This is a genomic window from Mycobacterium alsense (genome assembly GCF_002086635.1).
GTDB lineage: Bacteria > Actinomycetota > Actinomycetes > Mycobacteriales > Mycobacteriaceae > Mycobacterium > Mycobacterium alsense.
The window spans coordinates 112,978-128,270 of the sequence record NZ_MVHD01000004.1 but is presented as its reverse complement, the minus strand read 5'-3'; the positions used below and the strand labels follow the sequence as shown (position 1 = coordinate 128,270).

Below are 15,293 nucleotides of genomic sequence, written 5' to 3'. Positions count from 1 at the left end.
AGTGATCCGGTGGGTCCCACTCGATTCCGCGACGCGGCCGGACCGGGAGACCGCGCGTGCCCGCCAGTGAGCTCGACGACCTGCGCGGTGTCGTACGCGACTACCTGACCGCCACGTCGCTGAGCGAGACGGTGCGCAAGTTGATGGCCACCGACACCGGGTACGACGAGGCGTCCTGGCACCGGATGGCCGGCGAGTTGGGCCTGCAGGGCATCGCCGTTCCGGAGCGGTGGGGCGGGGCGGGCGCCGATGTGGCGGAACTGGCGGTGGTCTTCGAGGAAATGGGGCGCGCCCTGCTGTGCTCGCCATTTTTCGCCACGGTGGCGCTGGCGACACAGGCCATCCTCGCCAGCGGCGACGACGCGGCGGCGGAACGTTTCCTGCCCGGGTTCGTCGACGGCTCCACCACCGCGACGCTGATCCTCAACGGCCGACTCGAAGCGTGGGACGCCGCCGCGGTGAGGTTGAGGGCTGACCGCGACGGGACCGCCTACCGGGTCCACGGCGAGGCACCGCTCGTGATCGACGGCCACACCGCGGACGTCGTCCTCGCGGCGGCCAACACGGACGCGGGAATCTCGTTGCTCGCGGTGCGCGCCGAGTCCGACGGGCTGCGCCGCGAGCCGCTGGGCGGACTCGACCGCACCCGCAAGACGGCACGGGTGGAATTCGACGGGGCGCGAGCGGAGCTCATCGGGGCGGACGGGGGCGCCGCGAACTTCCTGGCCCGCACATCTGACCTGGCCCTTGTCGCGCTGACGTCCGAACAGGTCGGCGCGGCGCAACGCTGCCTCGACATGGCCGTCGACTACGCCAAGAACCGAATCCAGTTCGGCCGGCCCATCGGCAGCTTCCAAGCGGTCAAGCATCGTTGCGCCGACATGCTGGTCCAGGTGGAAGGCGCGCGCTCGGCCGCGTCGCATGCGGCCGAGGTGGCCGGCACCGATGACCTGCCGACGGCCGCGTCGGTCGCGAAATTGGTCTGTTCGGAAGCCTTCCTCCAGGTCGCGCTCGACAACATGCGCATCCACGGCGGCATCGGGTTCACCTGGGAACACGACGCCCACCTGTTCGTCCGGCGCGCCAAGGCCACCCAGCTGGTCTTCGGCGACCCCGACTACCACGCCGAACGCCTTGCCACACTCGTCTCCGAAGCGAAAGGACCCTGGTGACCGTTTCCTTCTCCCTCGAACTGCCCACTCAGCGTGTCGAGGCGGTCGACGAGTTCGTGACCGCCGACGCCATCGCCGACGTCGCGCGGGTGGCCGAGGCATGCGGCTTCGCGGCCGTCCACGTCACCGACCACCCCGCGCCCGACGCGAAGTGGCTCGACCACGGCGGGCATCACGCCCTTGACCCGTTCGTCGCATTGGCGTTCGCCGCCGCCGCCACCACCGACGTCAAGCTGCTGACCAATGTCTACATCGCCGCGTACCGCAACCCGTTTCTCGGTGCGAAGTCGATTCAAAGCCTCGCCGTGCTGTCGCGTGGCCGGCTCATCCTCGGGACCGCCGCGGGATACCTCAAGCCCGAATTCAAGGCTCTCGGAGTCGATTTCGACGCGCGCGGCGCCCTGCTCGACGAGGCGCTCGACGTGCTGGACAAGCTGTTCACCGGTGGGGACACCGCCTACGAAGGCACGTCGTTCGCCGCCCGCGGTGTCCGGCTGCGGCCGCTGCCCGCGACTCCGCCACCCGTGTGGGTCGGCGGCAACAGCAAGCCCGCGGTACGCCGGGCGGTGTCGCGCGCCCAGGGGTGGGCACCGTTCAACACGTTCGGCTATGCCGCGGCGTCGCGTACGGCGGAGATCTCGACGATCGAGGAGTTGGAACTCGCCATCGACTGGGCCAAGCAGTACGCGGCCGAGATCGGCCGCACCGCACCGCTGGACATCTGCTTCTCGGCGGGAAACCTGTTGGACGACAGCAGGTCGGCCGACGAGCGTCATGCGACCATCGCGAGGCTCGAGGCGGCCGGCGTCACCTGGCTCACCATCGCGCCGCCGGGCGCCGACCGGACCGAACTCATCGATCGTGCCCGTGCGTTTGCCGGGGAGTTCATCACGACCGCGTGACGGGTCCCGGGGCCATCAGGCTGTCGGGCGCGAACGCGTCCACGCTGATCCGGCGATGCGTGAACAGCCAGCGGCCGTTGACCGGGGCCAGCACGTCACGGTAGCGGCCCCAGTGGTCGAGCCCGATGTCGGTGTGGACGGCAAAGTAGCTGCCGACCTCGACCCTGCCGCGGTCCACCGACCCGAACCGGATGCTGGAGACGTGGTGGCGGACGTGAGTCGGAATTCGCCGCGCCGGCTGCCCCGCTTCGGAGGACCGGGACACCGCCGCGCCGAGGCCGGCTTCGATCGCCGCGGGCCCCACCAGCGGTTGGGCCCCTCCGGTGAACTCCAATACGCCCTCGTCGGCGAAGCATGCCGCCAGCGCACGCAGATCGAAACGATCGGTGGCCGCGGTGTAGTCGGCCAGCGTCTGCCGCACCGACTCCCGCGCCTCAACCTCCCAGGCCTCCACCTGACCTCCTCGTGAACGAGCTTTCCGGCGCACGATAACGTTGATTCTCATGCCGCAACCAAGCCTGCAGGAACTGCTCGACCCCGCCACCACCGCGCTCGTGACCCAAGAGTGCCAGGGCGGGGTGATCGGCCCGCAGGCCGGGCTCCCCCTGCTCGCCGAAGAGGCCCGCCGCGAGGCCATTCCCAACATCGCCGGGCTGCTCGACGCGGCCAGGGCGGCCGGTGTCGCGGTCGTGCACTGCCTGGTCCAGCGGCGCGCCGACGGTCGCGGCTCCAACACGAACGCGCGACTGTTCGCGGCGGGGAATTCCTTCCCCGTCGACCTCACGCCCGGCAGCGCGGGCGCATCGCTGCTTCCCGAACTGGGCCCGCTCGATACCGACCTCGTCCTCACTCGCACCCACGGCGTCGGCCCGATGTGCGGCACCGATCTCGACTCCGTGCTGCGCAACCTGGGCATCAAGACGATTGTGGGCGTGGGCGTTTCGGTCAACGTCGCGATCACGAATTTCGTCATGGACGCCGTCAACCGTGGCTACCAGTTCGTTCTGCCGCGCGACGCGGTGAGTGGATACCCGCGCGAGTACGCCGACTCGATCATCGACAACACCCTGTCCCTGCTCGCCACGGTGACCCCGTCCCGCGCGGTTGTCGACGTGTGGAAAGCGCCGACCTGACCCGTCGCTCACACCACCCGATGTGGATGTCGGCGAGCGATGGTGATAACTTCATTCTCAAATAGCGTAAATGATCATATTCGCTGCGCAGGAGGAACGTCCATGTCTCCCCGATCCTTGCCGTATCCGGTTTTCGACATCGACAACCACATGTACGAGACGACGGACGCGCTCACGAAGTACCTGCCGAAGGAGCACCGCGGGAAGGTCGGTTACGTCGAGGTCAACGGCCGGCCCAAGCTCGTCGTCAAGGACCACATCAGCCACATGATTCCCAACCCGACGTTCGCGCGGGTGGCCAGGCCGGGCAGCGCCGAGGATTACTTCCTCGGCAACAATCCCGAAGGCCTCAACTTCCGCGAGTTCGTCGGCGAGGCAATGGATGTCATCCCCGCCTACCAGGCGCCCGCCCCCCGGCTGGAGCTGATGGACGAGCTGGGGCTCGATCAATGCGTCATGTACCCGACCCTCGCCAGTCTGATCGAGGAACGCACCACCGACGACGTCGTCCTGACCCATGCGATCATCCACGCGCTCAACGAGTGGATGCACGAACACTGGACGTTCAACTACCACGACCGGATCTTCGCGACCCCGGTCATCTGCCTGCCGATGGTCGACGAAGCCATCGGGGAATTTCACTGGTGCCTCGAGCGCGGTATGAAGACGTTCCTGGTCCGGCCGGCGCCGGTGCCGAGCCGCTTCGGCGGTTCGCGATCCATGGGCCTGCCCGAGTTCGACCCGTTCTGGGAAGAGGTCGTCAAAACCGGCATGCCGGTCACCATGCACGCCTCGGACAGCGGCTATCAAAAGCACCTCATGGAATGGGAGGGCGGCGACGAATACCTGTCCTTCAAGCCGAGTGCGCTGCGCGAGGTCGTGATGGGCCACCGGGCCATCGAAGACACCCTGGCCGCGATGATCTGCCACGGCGCGCTGTCGCGCTTCCCGGACCTGAAGATCTTCTGCGTCGAGAACGGCAGCGGCTGGGTGCGCAATCTGCTCGAGCAGCTCAATACCGCATACAAGATCATGCCCAAGGAGTTCGACGAGCATCCCGTCGAGGTGTTCAAGCGCAACATTTACATCCACCCGTTCCTCGAAGACGATTTGAAGGGAATCGTCGACATCATGGGCGAGGACCACGTCATGTTCGGCTCCGATTTCCCCCACCCCGAAGGCATCGGTGACCCGCTGAGCTTCGTCGACCGGCTCGACGGCATCCCGGAACCGGCGAAGGCGAAGATCATGGGCGGCAACGCTATCGAGCAGTTGGGCCTCAAGGTCCCGGCATGACCCAGGCGGGCACGTCCCCGACGGTGTACGACGGGATCGCCGACTTCGAGGCCCACGCCGGCGAGCACCTCGGTTACAGCGACTGGCATCGGGTCACGCAGCAGGAGATCGATCTCTTCGCCGAGGCGACCGGTGACCGCCAGTGGATTCACGTCGATCCGGACAGGGCGGCCGCCGGCCCGTATGGCAGGACCATCGCGCACGGCTACCTGACGTTGTCGCTGGTACCCATTCTGGTGCAACAGGTTTACCGGGTAACCGGGCTGGTGATGCAGGTGAATTACGGCGTCGACAAGCTGCGGTTCCCGGCGCCGGTACCCGTCGACTCCCGCATCAGGGCGGGCGCGGAGCTGTTGCAGGTGGAGCGCACCGCCACCGGGGGACGGGCCACGGTGCGCGTCACCGTCGAAGTCGAGGGAGGGGACCGGCCGGCGTGTGTCGTCGACACGATCGCCGCGATGGTCGACGCCTAGCGGAGCAGCCGGAACTTGGCGGGGCGTGGCTCAGCCGTTGAGCAGTCGCTCCCCTATCACCCGCTGTTCGCGCAACCTCACCAGCTCGTCGTCTGCCACCCCGAGGGCTTTCAACACCTCGTCATTGTGTTGGCCAAGCGTCGGCGACGCCGTGCGGTGATGACGCGCGGGCCCGGGGCTGACCCGAAAAGGCCAGCCCGGGAACCGTTGTCGGCCGCCCAGCGGATGCTCGAGATCTTCGTAGAATCCGCGCGCTTCGAGCTGGCCGACGTCATACATGCGATCGGGCGTGAGTACCCGTTCGGCGGGCACGCCGCGGCTGCGAAAAGCCCCGGCCACCTCATCTGGCGAACGCGCGCTCGTCCACCGGGTGAGCACCTCATCGAGCGCATCGTGGTTTCGCAGGCGCGCCTCCGGCGACACGAACCGCTCATCGCCACTCAGTTCCGGACGGCCGATCAGTTCAACCACGGCCGCCCAGTCGGCGTCGTCGCGCACCGAGACGGCCACCCACTCATCGTCGCCGCGCGCGCGATAGACACCCTGCGCGTGGGCGCGATGCCGATTCCCCTCACGCCCACACACGCGCTTCGTCAACGAGTACTCGATGACCGGCTCCGCCGTCACGGCCGCGCCAACCTCGACCTGCGCCACCTCGACGAGCTGACCCTGGCCGGTCCGGCTCCTGTGCTCGAGCGCCGCAAGAAGGGCGACGCACGCGTGAACCCCGGCGATCGGGTCGGCCGGTCCCTGCAGGTTCGTCGGCGGACCGTCGGCGAACCCGGTCACGGCCGACATCCCCGACAGCTGTTCGATGTTCAAGGCCCAGCCGACGTAGTCGCGCCACGGCCCCTCGAGCCCGAACCCCGGCATGCGGACCATGATCACGTCGGGGTTGATCTTGACCAGGGACTCGTAGTCCAGACCGAACTGTTCGACGACGCGGGGCGAGAAGTTCTCGACGACCACATCGGCTTCGGTGGCCAGACGCAGCGCGATATCGCGCCCGGCGTCGGAGGTCAGGTCGAGGGTGATGTCCCGCTTGTTCAGGTTGGTTGCCTGCCAGAGCGGTCCGAGCTCGTACCAGTCGTCGCTGTTGCGCAGCAGGGATCCCGAATATCGGTGCCCGTCCGGTCGCTGGATCGACTCCACCTTGATGACGTCGGCGCCGAACGCGCCCAGATAGCACGTCAGGTACGCGCCCGCCCAGAAGGTGCTCAGGTCGCACACCTTCAGCCCCGCGAACGGGGCCGCCGCATCGCCCGTACCCGACCCCGCGCGGTTCGCGCCGCGCGGCTTCCAGGAGGGGCCGTCACCCTCGCTCAGACTCGGAGCGGGCCGCGGCGCCAAGGCCGGCGTCTTGGACAGGCGGAACGGCGCACCGGGCCGCACGAACCGCCAGGACCCGGCCCCACCCTCGATGAAGAAGCCACGCTCGCGGTATTGCGGACATTGCAAGATCGACGCTCCGTCGTTGACGGGCGCCGCGGGTATGCGCATGGCCTGACTCAAATCGACCAGGTCGGCGACGGACATCGAATCGAAAAATGGCTGGGCCTTGGCAAAAAACTCGTCGCGTTCGGGGCCGCCGAGCATGATCGCAAGCTGGTGCTCGCCGAATTCGGGCAACCCGACCATCGCGCACACGTCCAGCCAATGCTGGCCGGTAAGGCAATTGATCCCGATCCACCCATCGGCGGCACGCACGATACCCAGCATCGGTGCCGCTTTGGAGTTCGTCGGCAGGCCAAGGCTTTTCAGGCGAGCCGCCATCAGCATGGGATACGGCAACGTCGACAGCAGCGACTCGAACATCGAGACGTCCACCTCGACCGGCCGGTCGGTTCCGGTCGCGACGATGCGCAACGCAGTCAGCGCGCCCAGGGCGGCGTAGCCGCCCGCGATGTACTCCGGGATCCGGGCACCGGCCTGCACCGGCGCTCGGCCCTGTTCGCGCACGTTGACCCAACCGGCCGCCGCCTGCAGGGTCAGCGGGGTGGTCACCCGGTCGCGCAGCGGCCCCTCCTGGCCGAAGCTCGAGACGCGAACCACGACCAGGTTGGGGTTGATTCGGCCGAGGGCGTCGGCGTCGAGGCCCCACTGGAAGCGCTGCGGCGCGCCCGCCGGAAGGTCCTCGACGAGCGCGTCGGCCTGAGAGATCATTTCGCGGAGGGCCGCGACGCCGCTTTCTTGGGCGAGATCGACTGCGGTGCCACGCTTTCCGGCGTTCAGGTACTCGAACAGGCCACTCCGCCCGGGATCGGGGCCCTCCGACGCGAACGGGCCCCACCGGCGCAACGGGTCGCCGGTCGGGGGCTCGACCTTGCACACGTCGGCTCCGAGGTCCACCAGGAGCTTCGTGCAATACGGTGCCGCGATTTCGCCGCCCAGCTCGACAACCCGCAGCCCCGCCAGCGGTCCGCTCACGCGGGGACCCCGATTGCTTTGGGTTCCATGTACGCGCGAAGCCCCATCACGCCGCCCTCCCGGCCGATCCCGCTCTGCTTGAAGCCCCCGAACGGCGCATCTCCGGGAATCGTGCCATTGATCGATACCTGTCCGGTCCTGATGCGGCGGGCGACGGCCACCGCGCGGTCGACGTCGCTTCCCCACACCGCGCCACCGAGCCCGTAGGCCGAGTTGTTGGCGATGGCTACCGCGTCGTCGTCGTCGCGATACCGCAACACGGTCAGGACCGGACCGAACACCTCTTCCTGCGCGATGTACGAATCGGCCGACGCATCGGTGAGTATCGTCGGCTGATAGTAGAAGCCGCTGCCCAGATCCTTCGGCCGGGCGCCACCGGCCACCACGGTCGCGCCGTCGGCTTCGGCACGCTTGACGAATCCCTCGACGCGGTCGAGGTGCTCGCGGCTGATCAACGGTCCCATGGTGACCTCGGGATCGACGGGATCGCCGATCACGACCGCACGGCACAGCGCGGCGAGCCGGTCCACCACCTCGTCGTGGATCGCATCTGGCAGCAGCAGCCTGCTGTTGAGGATGCAGGCCTGACCGGCATGCATCGTGCACCCCTCGAACAGCAGCCGATCCAACAGGTCGTCGCTGACGTCGACGTCGGGCAGCAAGACGGTCGCCGATTTGCCCCCGCACTCCAGCAACACGCGTTTCATCGTGGTGGCGGCCCCCGCCATCACGTCACGGCCGACGGCCGAGCTGCCGGTGAAGCTGACCATGTCGACCCTGGGGTCCAGGGTCAGGCTCTTGCTGGCCTCAACGCCGGTCGGCGTGACCACGTTGACGACGCCGGCCGGGATGTCCGTCTCCTCGTCGATGATCCTGGCCAGGGCCAGGCCCGCCAGCGGCGTCAGCGGTGAAGGCTTGAGCACCAGCGTGTTTCCCGCCGCCAGCGCCGCCGAAAGCTTCATGACGTTGAGGGTGTGCGGGAAGTTCCACGGCGTCATCGCCGCCACCACCCCGAGCGGCTCGTACCGCAGGAGCGTGGTGCCGGCGGCGCCCCACGCATCCATCGGGGCCTCGGCGGGCTCCGTGGCGAGCTCGGCGGCGTGACCGACCATGAACGCCGGACCGTCGACGTGAATCAGCCGCTCGTTCGCCGAACAACCCCACTCGGCCTGGGCGAGGGCATAGATCTCCTCAGCGTTGGACAGCAACGCGTCGCTGAGCTGTTGCAGGCATCGGGCGCGTTCCGCGGGGTCGGCCGAGGACCACTCACCCCGGTCGAAAGCCGACCTCGCCGCGGCGACGGCCTGCCCGACCTGCGCCACGCTCGCATCGGGAGCCGTAGCGATCACCGTCTCGTTTGCGGGGTTGATGACGTCGTAGCGCCCGCCGTCCGGATCGGTCCATCGGCCGTCGATGTAGTGCCCGTAGGCGTCGAGCAAACGCGACCCAGCCATCACCGGCCCGCCTTCCTGGCTGCTTGATCGTGGCGTGGTGCCAATGCCGTCACCGCCGTCAACGCCGCCATCGGGAGAACATACATATCCAGACTGTGTGTACACCGGTTGCCGCGGCGCCGTCAACGGGCACGTATCCGTATTGTCGGGCCGATTGTCGCGGAAACAAACCGCAATTGACAGACTCGCCGAAAGTGCGGTAGACCAGCATGCAAACGGACATTCTTGTCTGATCTGTCCGAAGCAGCTCTCAACGTCGAGGAAGGCATGCGGTGCCCACAACTACTGTTCCCCTGCACTCGCCCGACTTCTACGCCGGGGATCCGTACCCGGCCTACCGGGAGCTGCGCAACACGATGCCGGTCGTGTGGAATGACGTCACCAACTTCTGGGCGCTGTTGAAGTATGAGGACATTCGCTATGTCTCGGGCCACCCACTGACCTTCTCGTCGACGAAGGGCATCACCATCCCGGACCCCGCCCAGCCCGAGCCCATCCAGGAGGGCAACCTGATCTTCACCGACCCCCCGCGCCACCGGCAGCTTCGGAAGCTCATCAATTCCGGCTTCACGCGGCGCCAGGTGCAGTTGCTCGAACCCAAGGTGCGCCAGATCGTGAAAAGCATCGTGGACGGCGTCGACGCGTCACGGGAGTACGAGTTCGCGGAGGAGATCGCCGCGCCCCTTCCCACTCGGATGATCGCCGAGATGCTCGGCGCCCCACCCGAGGACTGGGAGCGGTTCCGCGCGTGGTCGGACGCCGCGGTCGGCACCGCCGACCCGGACATCGAACTCGACTCCATGGTCGCGCTGGGCGAGTTGTACGAGTACTTCACCAAGCTCATCGCGGCGCGCCGATCCGGTGAGGTCAGCGGGCAGGACGACCTGCTGAGCATCCTGGCCGCGGCCGAGGTCGACGGTGAGCGGCTCACCGACGCGGATCTGCTCAACTTCTCCTTCCTGCTGCTGGTCGCCGGCAACGAAACCACCCGCAACCTCATCGCGTTGGGCACACTGGCGCTCATCGACCATCCCGACCAGTTCGCGCTGCTGCGATCGAACCCGTCGCTGTTGCCGTGCGCAGTCGAGGAGATGCTGCGTTTCACCAGCCCCGTCACCCACATGGCCCGGTGCGCCACCGAAGACGTCGAGATCCGCGGCCAGCGGATCAAGGCCGGCGACACCGTGGTCATGCTCTACGGCTCTGCCAACCGCGACGAAGAGATCTTCGGGCCCACCAGCGAAGAGTTCGACATCACCCGTAACCCCAACCCCCACATCGCATTCGGAGCGGGTGAGCACGCGTGCCTGGGCGCGCAGCTCGCCCGTTTGGAGGCGAGGGTGATGTTCGAGGTGCTGCTGGGCGCCTACCCGACGGTCGAGCTCACCGGCGATGTGACACGGCTTCGCGCCACCATGGTGCCCGGTGTCAAACACATGCCGATCCGGCTGGGAGCGGCCAACTGATGGATTTCGACTACACACCCGAGCAGGAGCGGCTGCGCAGGGACTACCGCAGGCGGCTCGAGGCGGTGATGACCCCGGAGCGCCGGGCCGCCGTCGCCGACCTCACCGAGGGGGGCGCGGCGATCGCCGAGTGCAGGCGCGCGCTCGGTGATGCCGGGCTGCTCGGGGTCGCCTGGCCGGTGGAGTACGGTGGCGGCGGGCTGACCGCGTTGGAGCAGTACATCTTCTCGGAGGAGGCGCGCAGGGTCAACGCACCGTTGCCGTTTGTCACCCTGAACACGGTGGGCCCCACCCTCATCCAGTACGGCACCGAGGAACAGAAGGCCAAGTTTCTCCCCGCCATCCTCAAGGGCACCGTCGAGTTCGCGATCGGCTACTCGGAGCCGGGCGCGGGCAGTGACCTCGCGTCGTTGCGCACCACGGCGGTGCGCGACGGCGACGAGTTCGTCATCAACGGCTCCAAGATGTTCACCAGCGGAGCGGAATTCGCCGACTACATCTGGCTGGCGGCGCGCACCGATCCGAACGCCAAGAAGCACAAGGGGATAACGCTTTTCATCGTGCCGACCGACACGCCGGGGTTCTCCTGGAAACCGCTGCACACCATGCCGGGCGTGTCCACGTACTACACGTTCTACGACGACGTTCGCGTACCGGAGAGCGCCATCGTCCTGGGCGAGAACCAGGGTTGGACGCTGGTGACCAACCAGCTCAACCTGGAACGCGCCGCCCTGGGAAATCTCGGCGCCCTGGAGCCGCTCTTCACCAAGACCCTCAAATGGGCGTCGACCACGCCACTCGACGGCGGCATGGTCATCGACCAGCCCTGGGTCCAGCAGGCCCTGGCCCGGGTCGAAGCGCAAGTCGCCGCCTACCGTCTGCTGAACCTGCGCGTCAACGCGACGATGAGCTCCGGGGCGCTGGGAATGGGCGAGGCGTCCGCCGCAAAGGTATTCGGCACCGAGCTCACCCAACAGGTCGCCCGGGAACTGCTCGAGGTCGTGGGTCAGGCGGGTGTGCGCAAGGACTCGATGGCCCCGCTGAAGGGCGAGCTGGAGAGCGCTTACCGCCTGGCGGTCATCAACACATTCGGCGGCGGAGCCAATGAGCTCCAACGCGACATCATCGCCATGGCCGGTCTCGGGATGCCGCGCGCGCCCCGCGACATGCGGGCCGGCGCATCGGAGAAAGGAAGCTCCAACCCGTGACCGAGACGACGAAGGACGAGCTGCGCGAGCGCCTGGATGCTCTCATCGGCAAACCCATCAGTTCCGGCCAGCCGGTCAAGGCGCCAGACCCGGTGAACGCGGCAATGATCCGGCACTGGGCGTACGCGTTGGACGACATGAACCCGGCCTACCTGGATCCGGAGTTCGCGGCCTCGTCCCGCTACGGCGGATTGGTCTCTCCCCCGGTCATGCTGCAGTCGTGGACCATGGCCCCGCCCAAGCTGGCCGGCATCCATGAGCGCGGCGGAGTCCCGGTGGAGCTGAAGGAAAACCCGCTGCAGTTCCTCGCCGACGCCGGCTATACCGGGACCGTGGCCACCAACTCCGAGTTCGAGGTCGAGCGATACCCCCGGGTCGGTGACGACATCACCGCCGAGACGGTGTTCGAAACGATCTCCGACGAGAAGAAGACGGCGATGGGCAACGGCTACTTCGTCACCTGGATCACGACCTATCGCGATCAGAACGGTGAGGTGATCGGCCGGCAGCGGTTCCGCACGCTGCGATTCAAGACGGGTGGGGCCCCCACCGGAACGGCCGGGGACTGATGGCCACCAGACTTGCGCCGTCGATCAGCCCGGACACCGAGTTCTTCTGGTCGGGCCTCAGGGACCACAAGCTGCTGATCCAGCGGTGCGCCGACTGTAAGACCTTGCGGGTGCCGCCCCGTCCGATGTGTGGGAACTGTCAGTCTCTTAGCTGGGATTCCGTCGAATCCAGCGGGCGCGGAACGGTTTACAGCTTCGTGATGCCGCAGTACCCCCCGCTGCCGTTCCTCCAATACCCCTACGTGGTGGCGCTGATCGAGCTCGAGGAGGGCGTGCGCATCGTGTCGAACCTGTGCGATATCGAACCCGCCGCCATCGAGGTCGGGCTTCGCGTCGAGGTCTTCTACGAGAAGTTCGAAGCCATCCCGAGCGGGGACGAGCTGGTGCTGCACCAGTTCCGGCCCGCGCGCTGACCCCCGAGGCCTGAGCATGGACTATTCCTTCACCGAAGAACAAGAGACCGTCGGCAAGGTGGCCCGCCAACTCTTCGAGCACCGCTGCACGCCCGAGCGCCTCACAAACCTGGAATCGGACCTGAAAGCCGGTGGCGCTCGCTACGACCAAGCGCTGTGGCGCGAGCTGGCGTCGTCGGACTTGCTGGGCATCGCGCTGCCCGAGTCCGTCGGCGGCAGCGGCGGCGGCTTCATCGACCTCGGCGTCCTGCTCGCCGAGGTCGGCTGGAGCGTCGCGCCGGTGCCAGTCTACGCGACCCTCGTGCTCGGCGCGGATACGATTGCGCGCCACGGGGACTCGGCCATCCAGCAGCGATACCTGCCGAAGGTGGCGGACGGCAGTGCGCTCCTGACCGCCGCACTCGCCGAACCGGGCAATTCCGACCCGACCGCGCCACGCACCACCGCCCGCGCCGTCGGTGCCGCCTGGATCCTGGACGGCGCCAAGGAGTTGGTGCCCGCCGCGCAGCTTGCCGACGCCATCGTGGTAGTCGCCCGCGCCCAGGACGAACCCGCCGGCCCGGGCCTGTTCGTCGTCGACACGCCAACCGATGGCGTCACGGTCACGCCGGCAAGCACCACCAGCGGTGAGCCCCACGCCGACGTCGAACTCGCCGGTGCCGCCGGGCACCGGCTCACCGGACCCGGCGGTGCGGACGCGGTCGGTTCGCTGTACGCCAGGGCGCTGGTCGGGCTGTGCGCGATGCAGGTCGGCGTGGCCGAACGCGCGCTGAAAATCGCCGCTTCCTACACGAGCGAACGCGAGCAGTTCGGCCGGCCGATCGGTTCTTTCCAGGCCGTGCAGCAACGGCTGGCCGATGCGTTCATCGATGTCGAGGCGATCCGTTGGACCACCTGGCATGCCGCGTGGCTGATCGCCGAGGGCCGACCCGCGGCCCGCGAGGCGGCCATCGCCAAGTTTTGGGCGGCTGAGGCCGGAGCGCGGGTCGTCGCGTCGGCCCAGCAAGTCCACGGCGGCATGGGCATCGACGTCACCTATCCGCTGCACCGCTATTTCCTGTGGGCCAAGCAGATCGAGCTTTCGCTCGGCTCGGCACCCCAACAACTCGCCCGCCTCGGCGCCGCATACCAGGAAGGAAGCCAATGACCACCACCGTCGACCGCACCAAGACGCTGGCATGGAACTCCATCGATGTGGGCGACGAAGTCACCCCGATGGACGTTCCGGTGACCACCACGCTGATCGTCGCCGGCGCCATCGCATCCCGCGACTACATGCCGGTGCACCACGACAGGGACTTCGCCAATTCCCAAGGCTCCAAGGACATCTTCCTGAACATCCTCACCACCAACGGCCTCTGCGTGAAGTTCCTGAACGATTGGGCGGGACCCGAGGCGATGATCAAGAAGCTGTCCATTCGCCTCGGCGTGCCGGCGTACCCGAACGATGCGCTGCGGTTCACGGGGTCCGTCACGGACAAATCGAAGACCGGCGCCGAGGGACTTGTCGAGGTGACCTTCAAAGGCACCAACAGCCTCGGCGACCATGTCTCCGGAACGGCAGTGCTCAGCCTGCTGCAAGGCGTGGATTCATGAGTGACGGCGCGGACGGCATTGGCGGTCGCGCCGCCGTAATCGGCATCGGCCAAACCGAGTTCTCCAAGGAATCGGGCCGCACCGAGATGCAGCTCGCCTGCGAGGCGGTCAAGGCGGCGATCGACGACGCCGGATTGCGGCCCGCGGACATCGACGGCATGGTCACCTTCAGCGTCGACGACAACGAGGAAATCGAGGTCGCACGCAATGTCGGAATCCAGAACCTGACCTTCTTCACCAGGGTTCCGCACGGTGGCGGTGCTGCCGCGGGCACCGTGATGCAGGCCGCGATGGCGGTCGCGACGGGCGCGGCGCAAGCGGTGGTGTGCTACCGCGCTTTCAACGAGCGCTCCGGTTTCCGGTTCGGCGGCGCCGGCCGCCAACCGGGCGTGACGCCGCTGTGGATGGCACCCTATGCGCCGTTCGGGTTCATGACGCCGGCGGCCTGGGTCGCGTTGCACGCGCACCGCTACATGACGACATACGGCGTCACCAACGCCGATTTCGGCAAGGTCTCCGTCATCGACCGCAAGCACGCCGCGAAAAACCCCGACGCCTGGTTCTACGGCAAGCCGATAACCATTGAGCAGCACCAGCAGTCGCGATGGATCATCGAACCGGTGCTGCGGCTGCTCGACTGCTGTCAGGAAAGCGACGGCGGTGTCGCGATGGTGGTGACGAGCGTCGAACGAGCGCGAGACCTCGCCAAGCCGCCCGCCGTCATCACCGCCGCCGCGCAGGGCGCCGCCTACGACGGCGAGGTGATGACGAGCTACTACCGCCAGGACATCACGGGCCTGCCCGAGATGGGCGTCGTCGGTGACAAGCTGTGGCGCAATTCCGGTCTGAAGCCGCGGGACATATCGACTGCGTTCCTCTACGACCACTTCACGCCGTTCGTCTTCACTCAACTCGAGGAACTCGGATTCTGCGGTCGCGGCGAGGCCAAGGACTTCGTCTCGGTGGACGAGTTGTCGATCGGCGGCCGCATGCCGATCAATACCAACGGCGGCTTGCTCGGTGAGGCCTACATCCACGGTATGAACGGCATCACCGAGGGTGTCCGCCAGGTGCGCGGCACGTCACACAATCAGGTGGACAACGTCGAACACGTGCTCGTCACGTCCGGCACGGGCGTCCCGACGAGCGGTCTGATTCTCGCGCCGGATCGCTGAGTTCGCCAA

Annotated in this window: 15 protein-coding genes; 12 read left to right on the top strand and 3 right to left on the bottom strand. The window is 67.5% G+C overall.

The window, feature by feature from the left end; genetic code table 11:
• The first annotated feature begins 56 nt into the window (after positions 1 to 56).
• Together BST11_RS04535 and BST11_RS04530 are read left to right on the top strand one after the other, a co-directional pair.
• On the top strand, positions 57 to 1,172 hold the full coding sequence (locus tag BST11_RS04535; protein WP_083136791.1) for an acyl-CoA dehydrogenase family protein: 1,116 nt from the start codon (positions 57 to 59) through the stop codon (positions 1,170 to 1,172).
• A complete protein-coding gene (locus tag BST11_RS04530) occupies positions 1,169 to 2,074 on the top strand; it encodes a TIGR03619 family F420-dependent LLM class oxidoreductase (RefSeq protein ID WP_083136790.1) in 906 nt (301 codons plus the stop codon). The genes BST11_RS04535 and BST11_RS04530 overlap by 4 nt, the downstream gene beginning before the upstream one ends.
• On the opposite strand, the gene BST11_RS04525 is transcribed toward BST11_RS04530, so the two are convergent.
• Positions 2,061 to 2,528: a nuclear transport factor 2 family protein gene (locus BST11_RS04525; RefSeq protein ID WP_244897513.1), complete on the bottom strand. Its 468-nt coding sequence runs from the start codon at positions 2,526 to 2,528 to the stop codon at positions 2,061 to 2,063. The two genes, BST11_RS04530 and BST11_RS04525, sit on opposite strands and share 14 nt — an antisense overlap.
• Positions 2,529 to 2,577: 49 nt before the next feature.
• Here BST11_RS04525 and BST11_RS04520 point away from each other — a divergent pair, with 49 nt between their 5' ends.
• The 3 genes from BST11_RS04520 (at position 2,578) to BST11_RS04510 (ending at position 4,976) form a co-directional block, all read left to right on the top strand.
• Complete coding sequence (locus tag BST11_RS04520) at positions 2,578 to 3,207, top strand: cysteine hydrolase family protein (protein WP_083136788.1); 630 nt, start codon at positions 2,578 to 2,580, stop codon at positions 3,205 to 3,207.
• Positions 3,208 to 3,309: 102 nt separating this feature from the next.
• Positions 3,310 to 4,503: an amidohydrolase family protein gene (locus BST11_RS04515; protein WP_083136787.1), complete on the top strand. Its 1,194-nt coding sequence runs from the start codon at positions 3,310 to 3,312 to the stop codon at positions 4,501 to 4,503.
• Positions 4,500 to 4,976, top strand: a complete 477-nt coding sequence (locus BST11_RS04510) for a MaoC family dehydratase (RefSeq protein WP_083136786.1) — start codon at positions 4,500 to 4,502, stop codon at positions 4,974 to 4,976. The genes BST11_RS04515 and BST11_RS04510 overlap by 4 nt, the downstream gene beginning before the upstream one ends.
• Before the next feature lie 30 nt (positions 4,977 to 5,006).
• Here BST11_RS04510 and BST11_RS04505 read toward each other — a convergent pair whose 3' ends face one another.
• Together BST11_RS04505 and BST11_RS04500 are read right to left on the bottom strand one after the other, a co-directional pair.
• Positions 5,007 to 7,403 carry a CaiB/BaiF CoA transferase family protein gene (locus BST11_RS04505; protein ID WP_083136785.1) on the bottom strand — a complete coding sequence of 799 codons (2,397 nt, stop codon included), beginning with the start codon at positions 7,401 to 7,403 and terminating at the stop codon, positions 5,007 to 5,009.
• Positions 7,400 to 8,857, bottom strand: coding sequence for an aldehyde dehydrogenase family protein (locus BST11_RS04500; protein WP_083136784.1), 1,458 nt, complete (start codon positions 8,855 to 8,857; stop codon positions 7,400 to 7,402). Before BST11_RS04500 ends, BST11_RS04505 begins: the two co-directional genes overlap by 4 nt.
• A gap of 293 nt (positions 8,858 to 9,150) precedes the next feature.
• On the opposite strand from BST11_RS04500, the gene BST11_RS04495 reads away from it, so the two are divergent.
• The 7 genes from BST11_RS04495 to BST11_RS04465 are packed head-to-tail and all read left to right on the top strand — an operon-like array spanning position 9,151 to position 15,284.
• Positions 9,151 to 10,323, top strand: coding sequence for a cytochrome P450 (locus BST11_RS04495; protein WP_083136852.1), 1,173 nt, complete (start codon positions 9,151 to 9,153; stop codon positions 10,321 to 10,323).
• Complete coding sequence (locus BST11_RS04490) at positions 10,323 to 11,531, top strand: acyl-CoA dehydrogenase family protein (protein WP_083136783.1); 1,209 nt, start codon at positions 10,323 to 10,325, stop codon at positions 11,529 to 11,531. The genes BST11_RS04495 and BST11_RS04490 overlap by 1 nt, the downstream gene beginning before the upstream one ends.
• On the top strand, positions 11,528 to 12,100 hold the full coding sequence (locus tag BST11_RS04485) for an FAS1-like dehydratase domain-containing protein (protein WP_083136782.1): 573 nt from the start codon (positions 11,528 to 11,530) through the stop codon (positions 12,098 to 12,100). The genes BST11_RS04490 and BST11_RS04485 overlap by 4 nt, the downstream gene beginning before the upstream one ends.
• Entirely contained in the window at positions 12,100 to 12,513 is a 414-nt protein-coding gene (locus BST11_RS04480) for a Zn-ribbon domain-containing OB-fold protein (RefSeq protein ID WP_083136781.1), read from the top strand. Before BST11_RS04485 ends, BST11_RS04480 begins: the two co-directional genes overlap by 1 nt.
• Positions 12,514 to 12,529: 16 nt before the next feature.
• Positions 12,530 to 13,660 (top strand): acyl-CoA dehydrogenase family protein, encoded by a 1,131-nt coding sequence (locus BST11_RS04475; RefSeq protein ID WP_083136780.1) that lies wholly within the window; start codon positions 12,530 to 12,532, stop codon positions 13,658 to 13,660.
• Positions 13,657 to 14,109, top strand: a complete 453-nt coding sequence (locus tag BST11_RS04470; RefSeq protein WP_083136779.1) for a MaoC family dehydratase — start codon at positions 13,657 to 13,659, stop codon at positions 14,107 to 14,109. The genes BST11_RS04475 and BST11_RS04470 overlap by 4 nt, the downstream gene beginning before the upstream one ends.
• Entirely contained in the window at positions 14,106 to 15,284 is a 1,179-nt protein-coding gene (locus BST11_RS04465; protein WP_083136778.1) for a lipid-transfer protein, read from the top strand. The genes BST11_RS04470 and BST11_RS04465 overlap by 4 nt, the downstream gene beginning before the upstream one ends.
• Positions 15,285 to 15,293 lie beyond the last annotated feature (9 nt).

Coding starts and splice junctions, on each gene's coding strand:
- BST11_RS04465 (WP_083136778.1), top strand. CDS start 14,106: ATGAGTGACGGCGCGGACGGCATTGGCGGTCGCGCCGCCGTAATCGGC.
- BST11_RS04515 (WP_083136787.1), top strand. CDS start 3,310: ATGTCTCCCCGATCCTTGCCGTATCCGGTTTTCGACATCGACAACCAC.
- BST11_RS04510 (WP_083136786.1), top strand. CDS start 4,500: ATGACCCAGGCGGGCACGTCCCCGACGGTGTACGACGGGATCGCCGAC.
- BST11_RS04470 (WP_083136779.1), top strand. CDS start 13,657: ATGACCACCACCGTCGACCGCACCAAGACGCTGGCATGGAACTCCATC.
- BST11_RS04490 (WP_083136783.1), top strand. CDS start 10,323: ATGGATTTCGACTACACACCCGAGCAGGAGCGGCTGCGCAGGGACTAC.
- BST11_RS04520 (WP_083136788.1), top strand. CDS start 2,578: ATGCCGCAACCAAGCCTGCAGGAACTGCTCGACCCCGCCACCACCGCG.
- BST11_RS04480 (WP_083136781.1), top strand. CDS start 12,100: ATGGCCACCAGACTTGCGCCGTCGATCAGCCCGGACACCGAGTTCTTC.
- BST11_RS04500 (WP_083136784.1), bottom strand. CDS start 8,857: ATGGCTGGGTCGCGTTTGCTCGACGCCTACGGGCACTACATCGACGGC.
- BST11_RS04475 (WP_083136780.1), top strand. CDS start 12,530: ATGGACTATTCCTTCACCGAAGAACAAGAGACCGTCGGCAAGGTGGCC.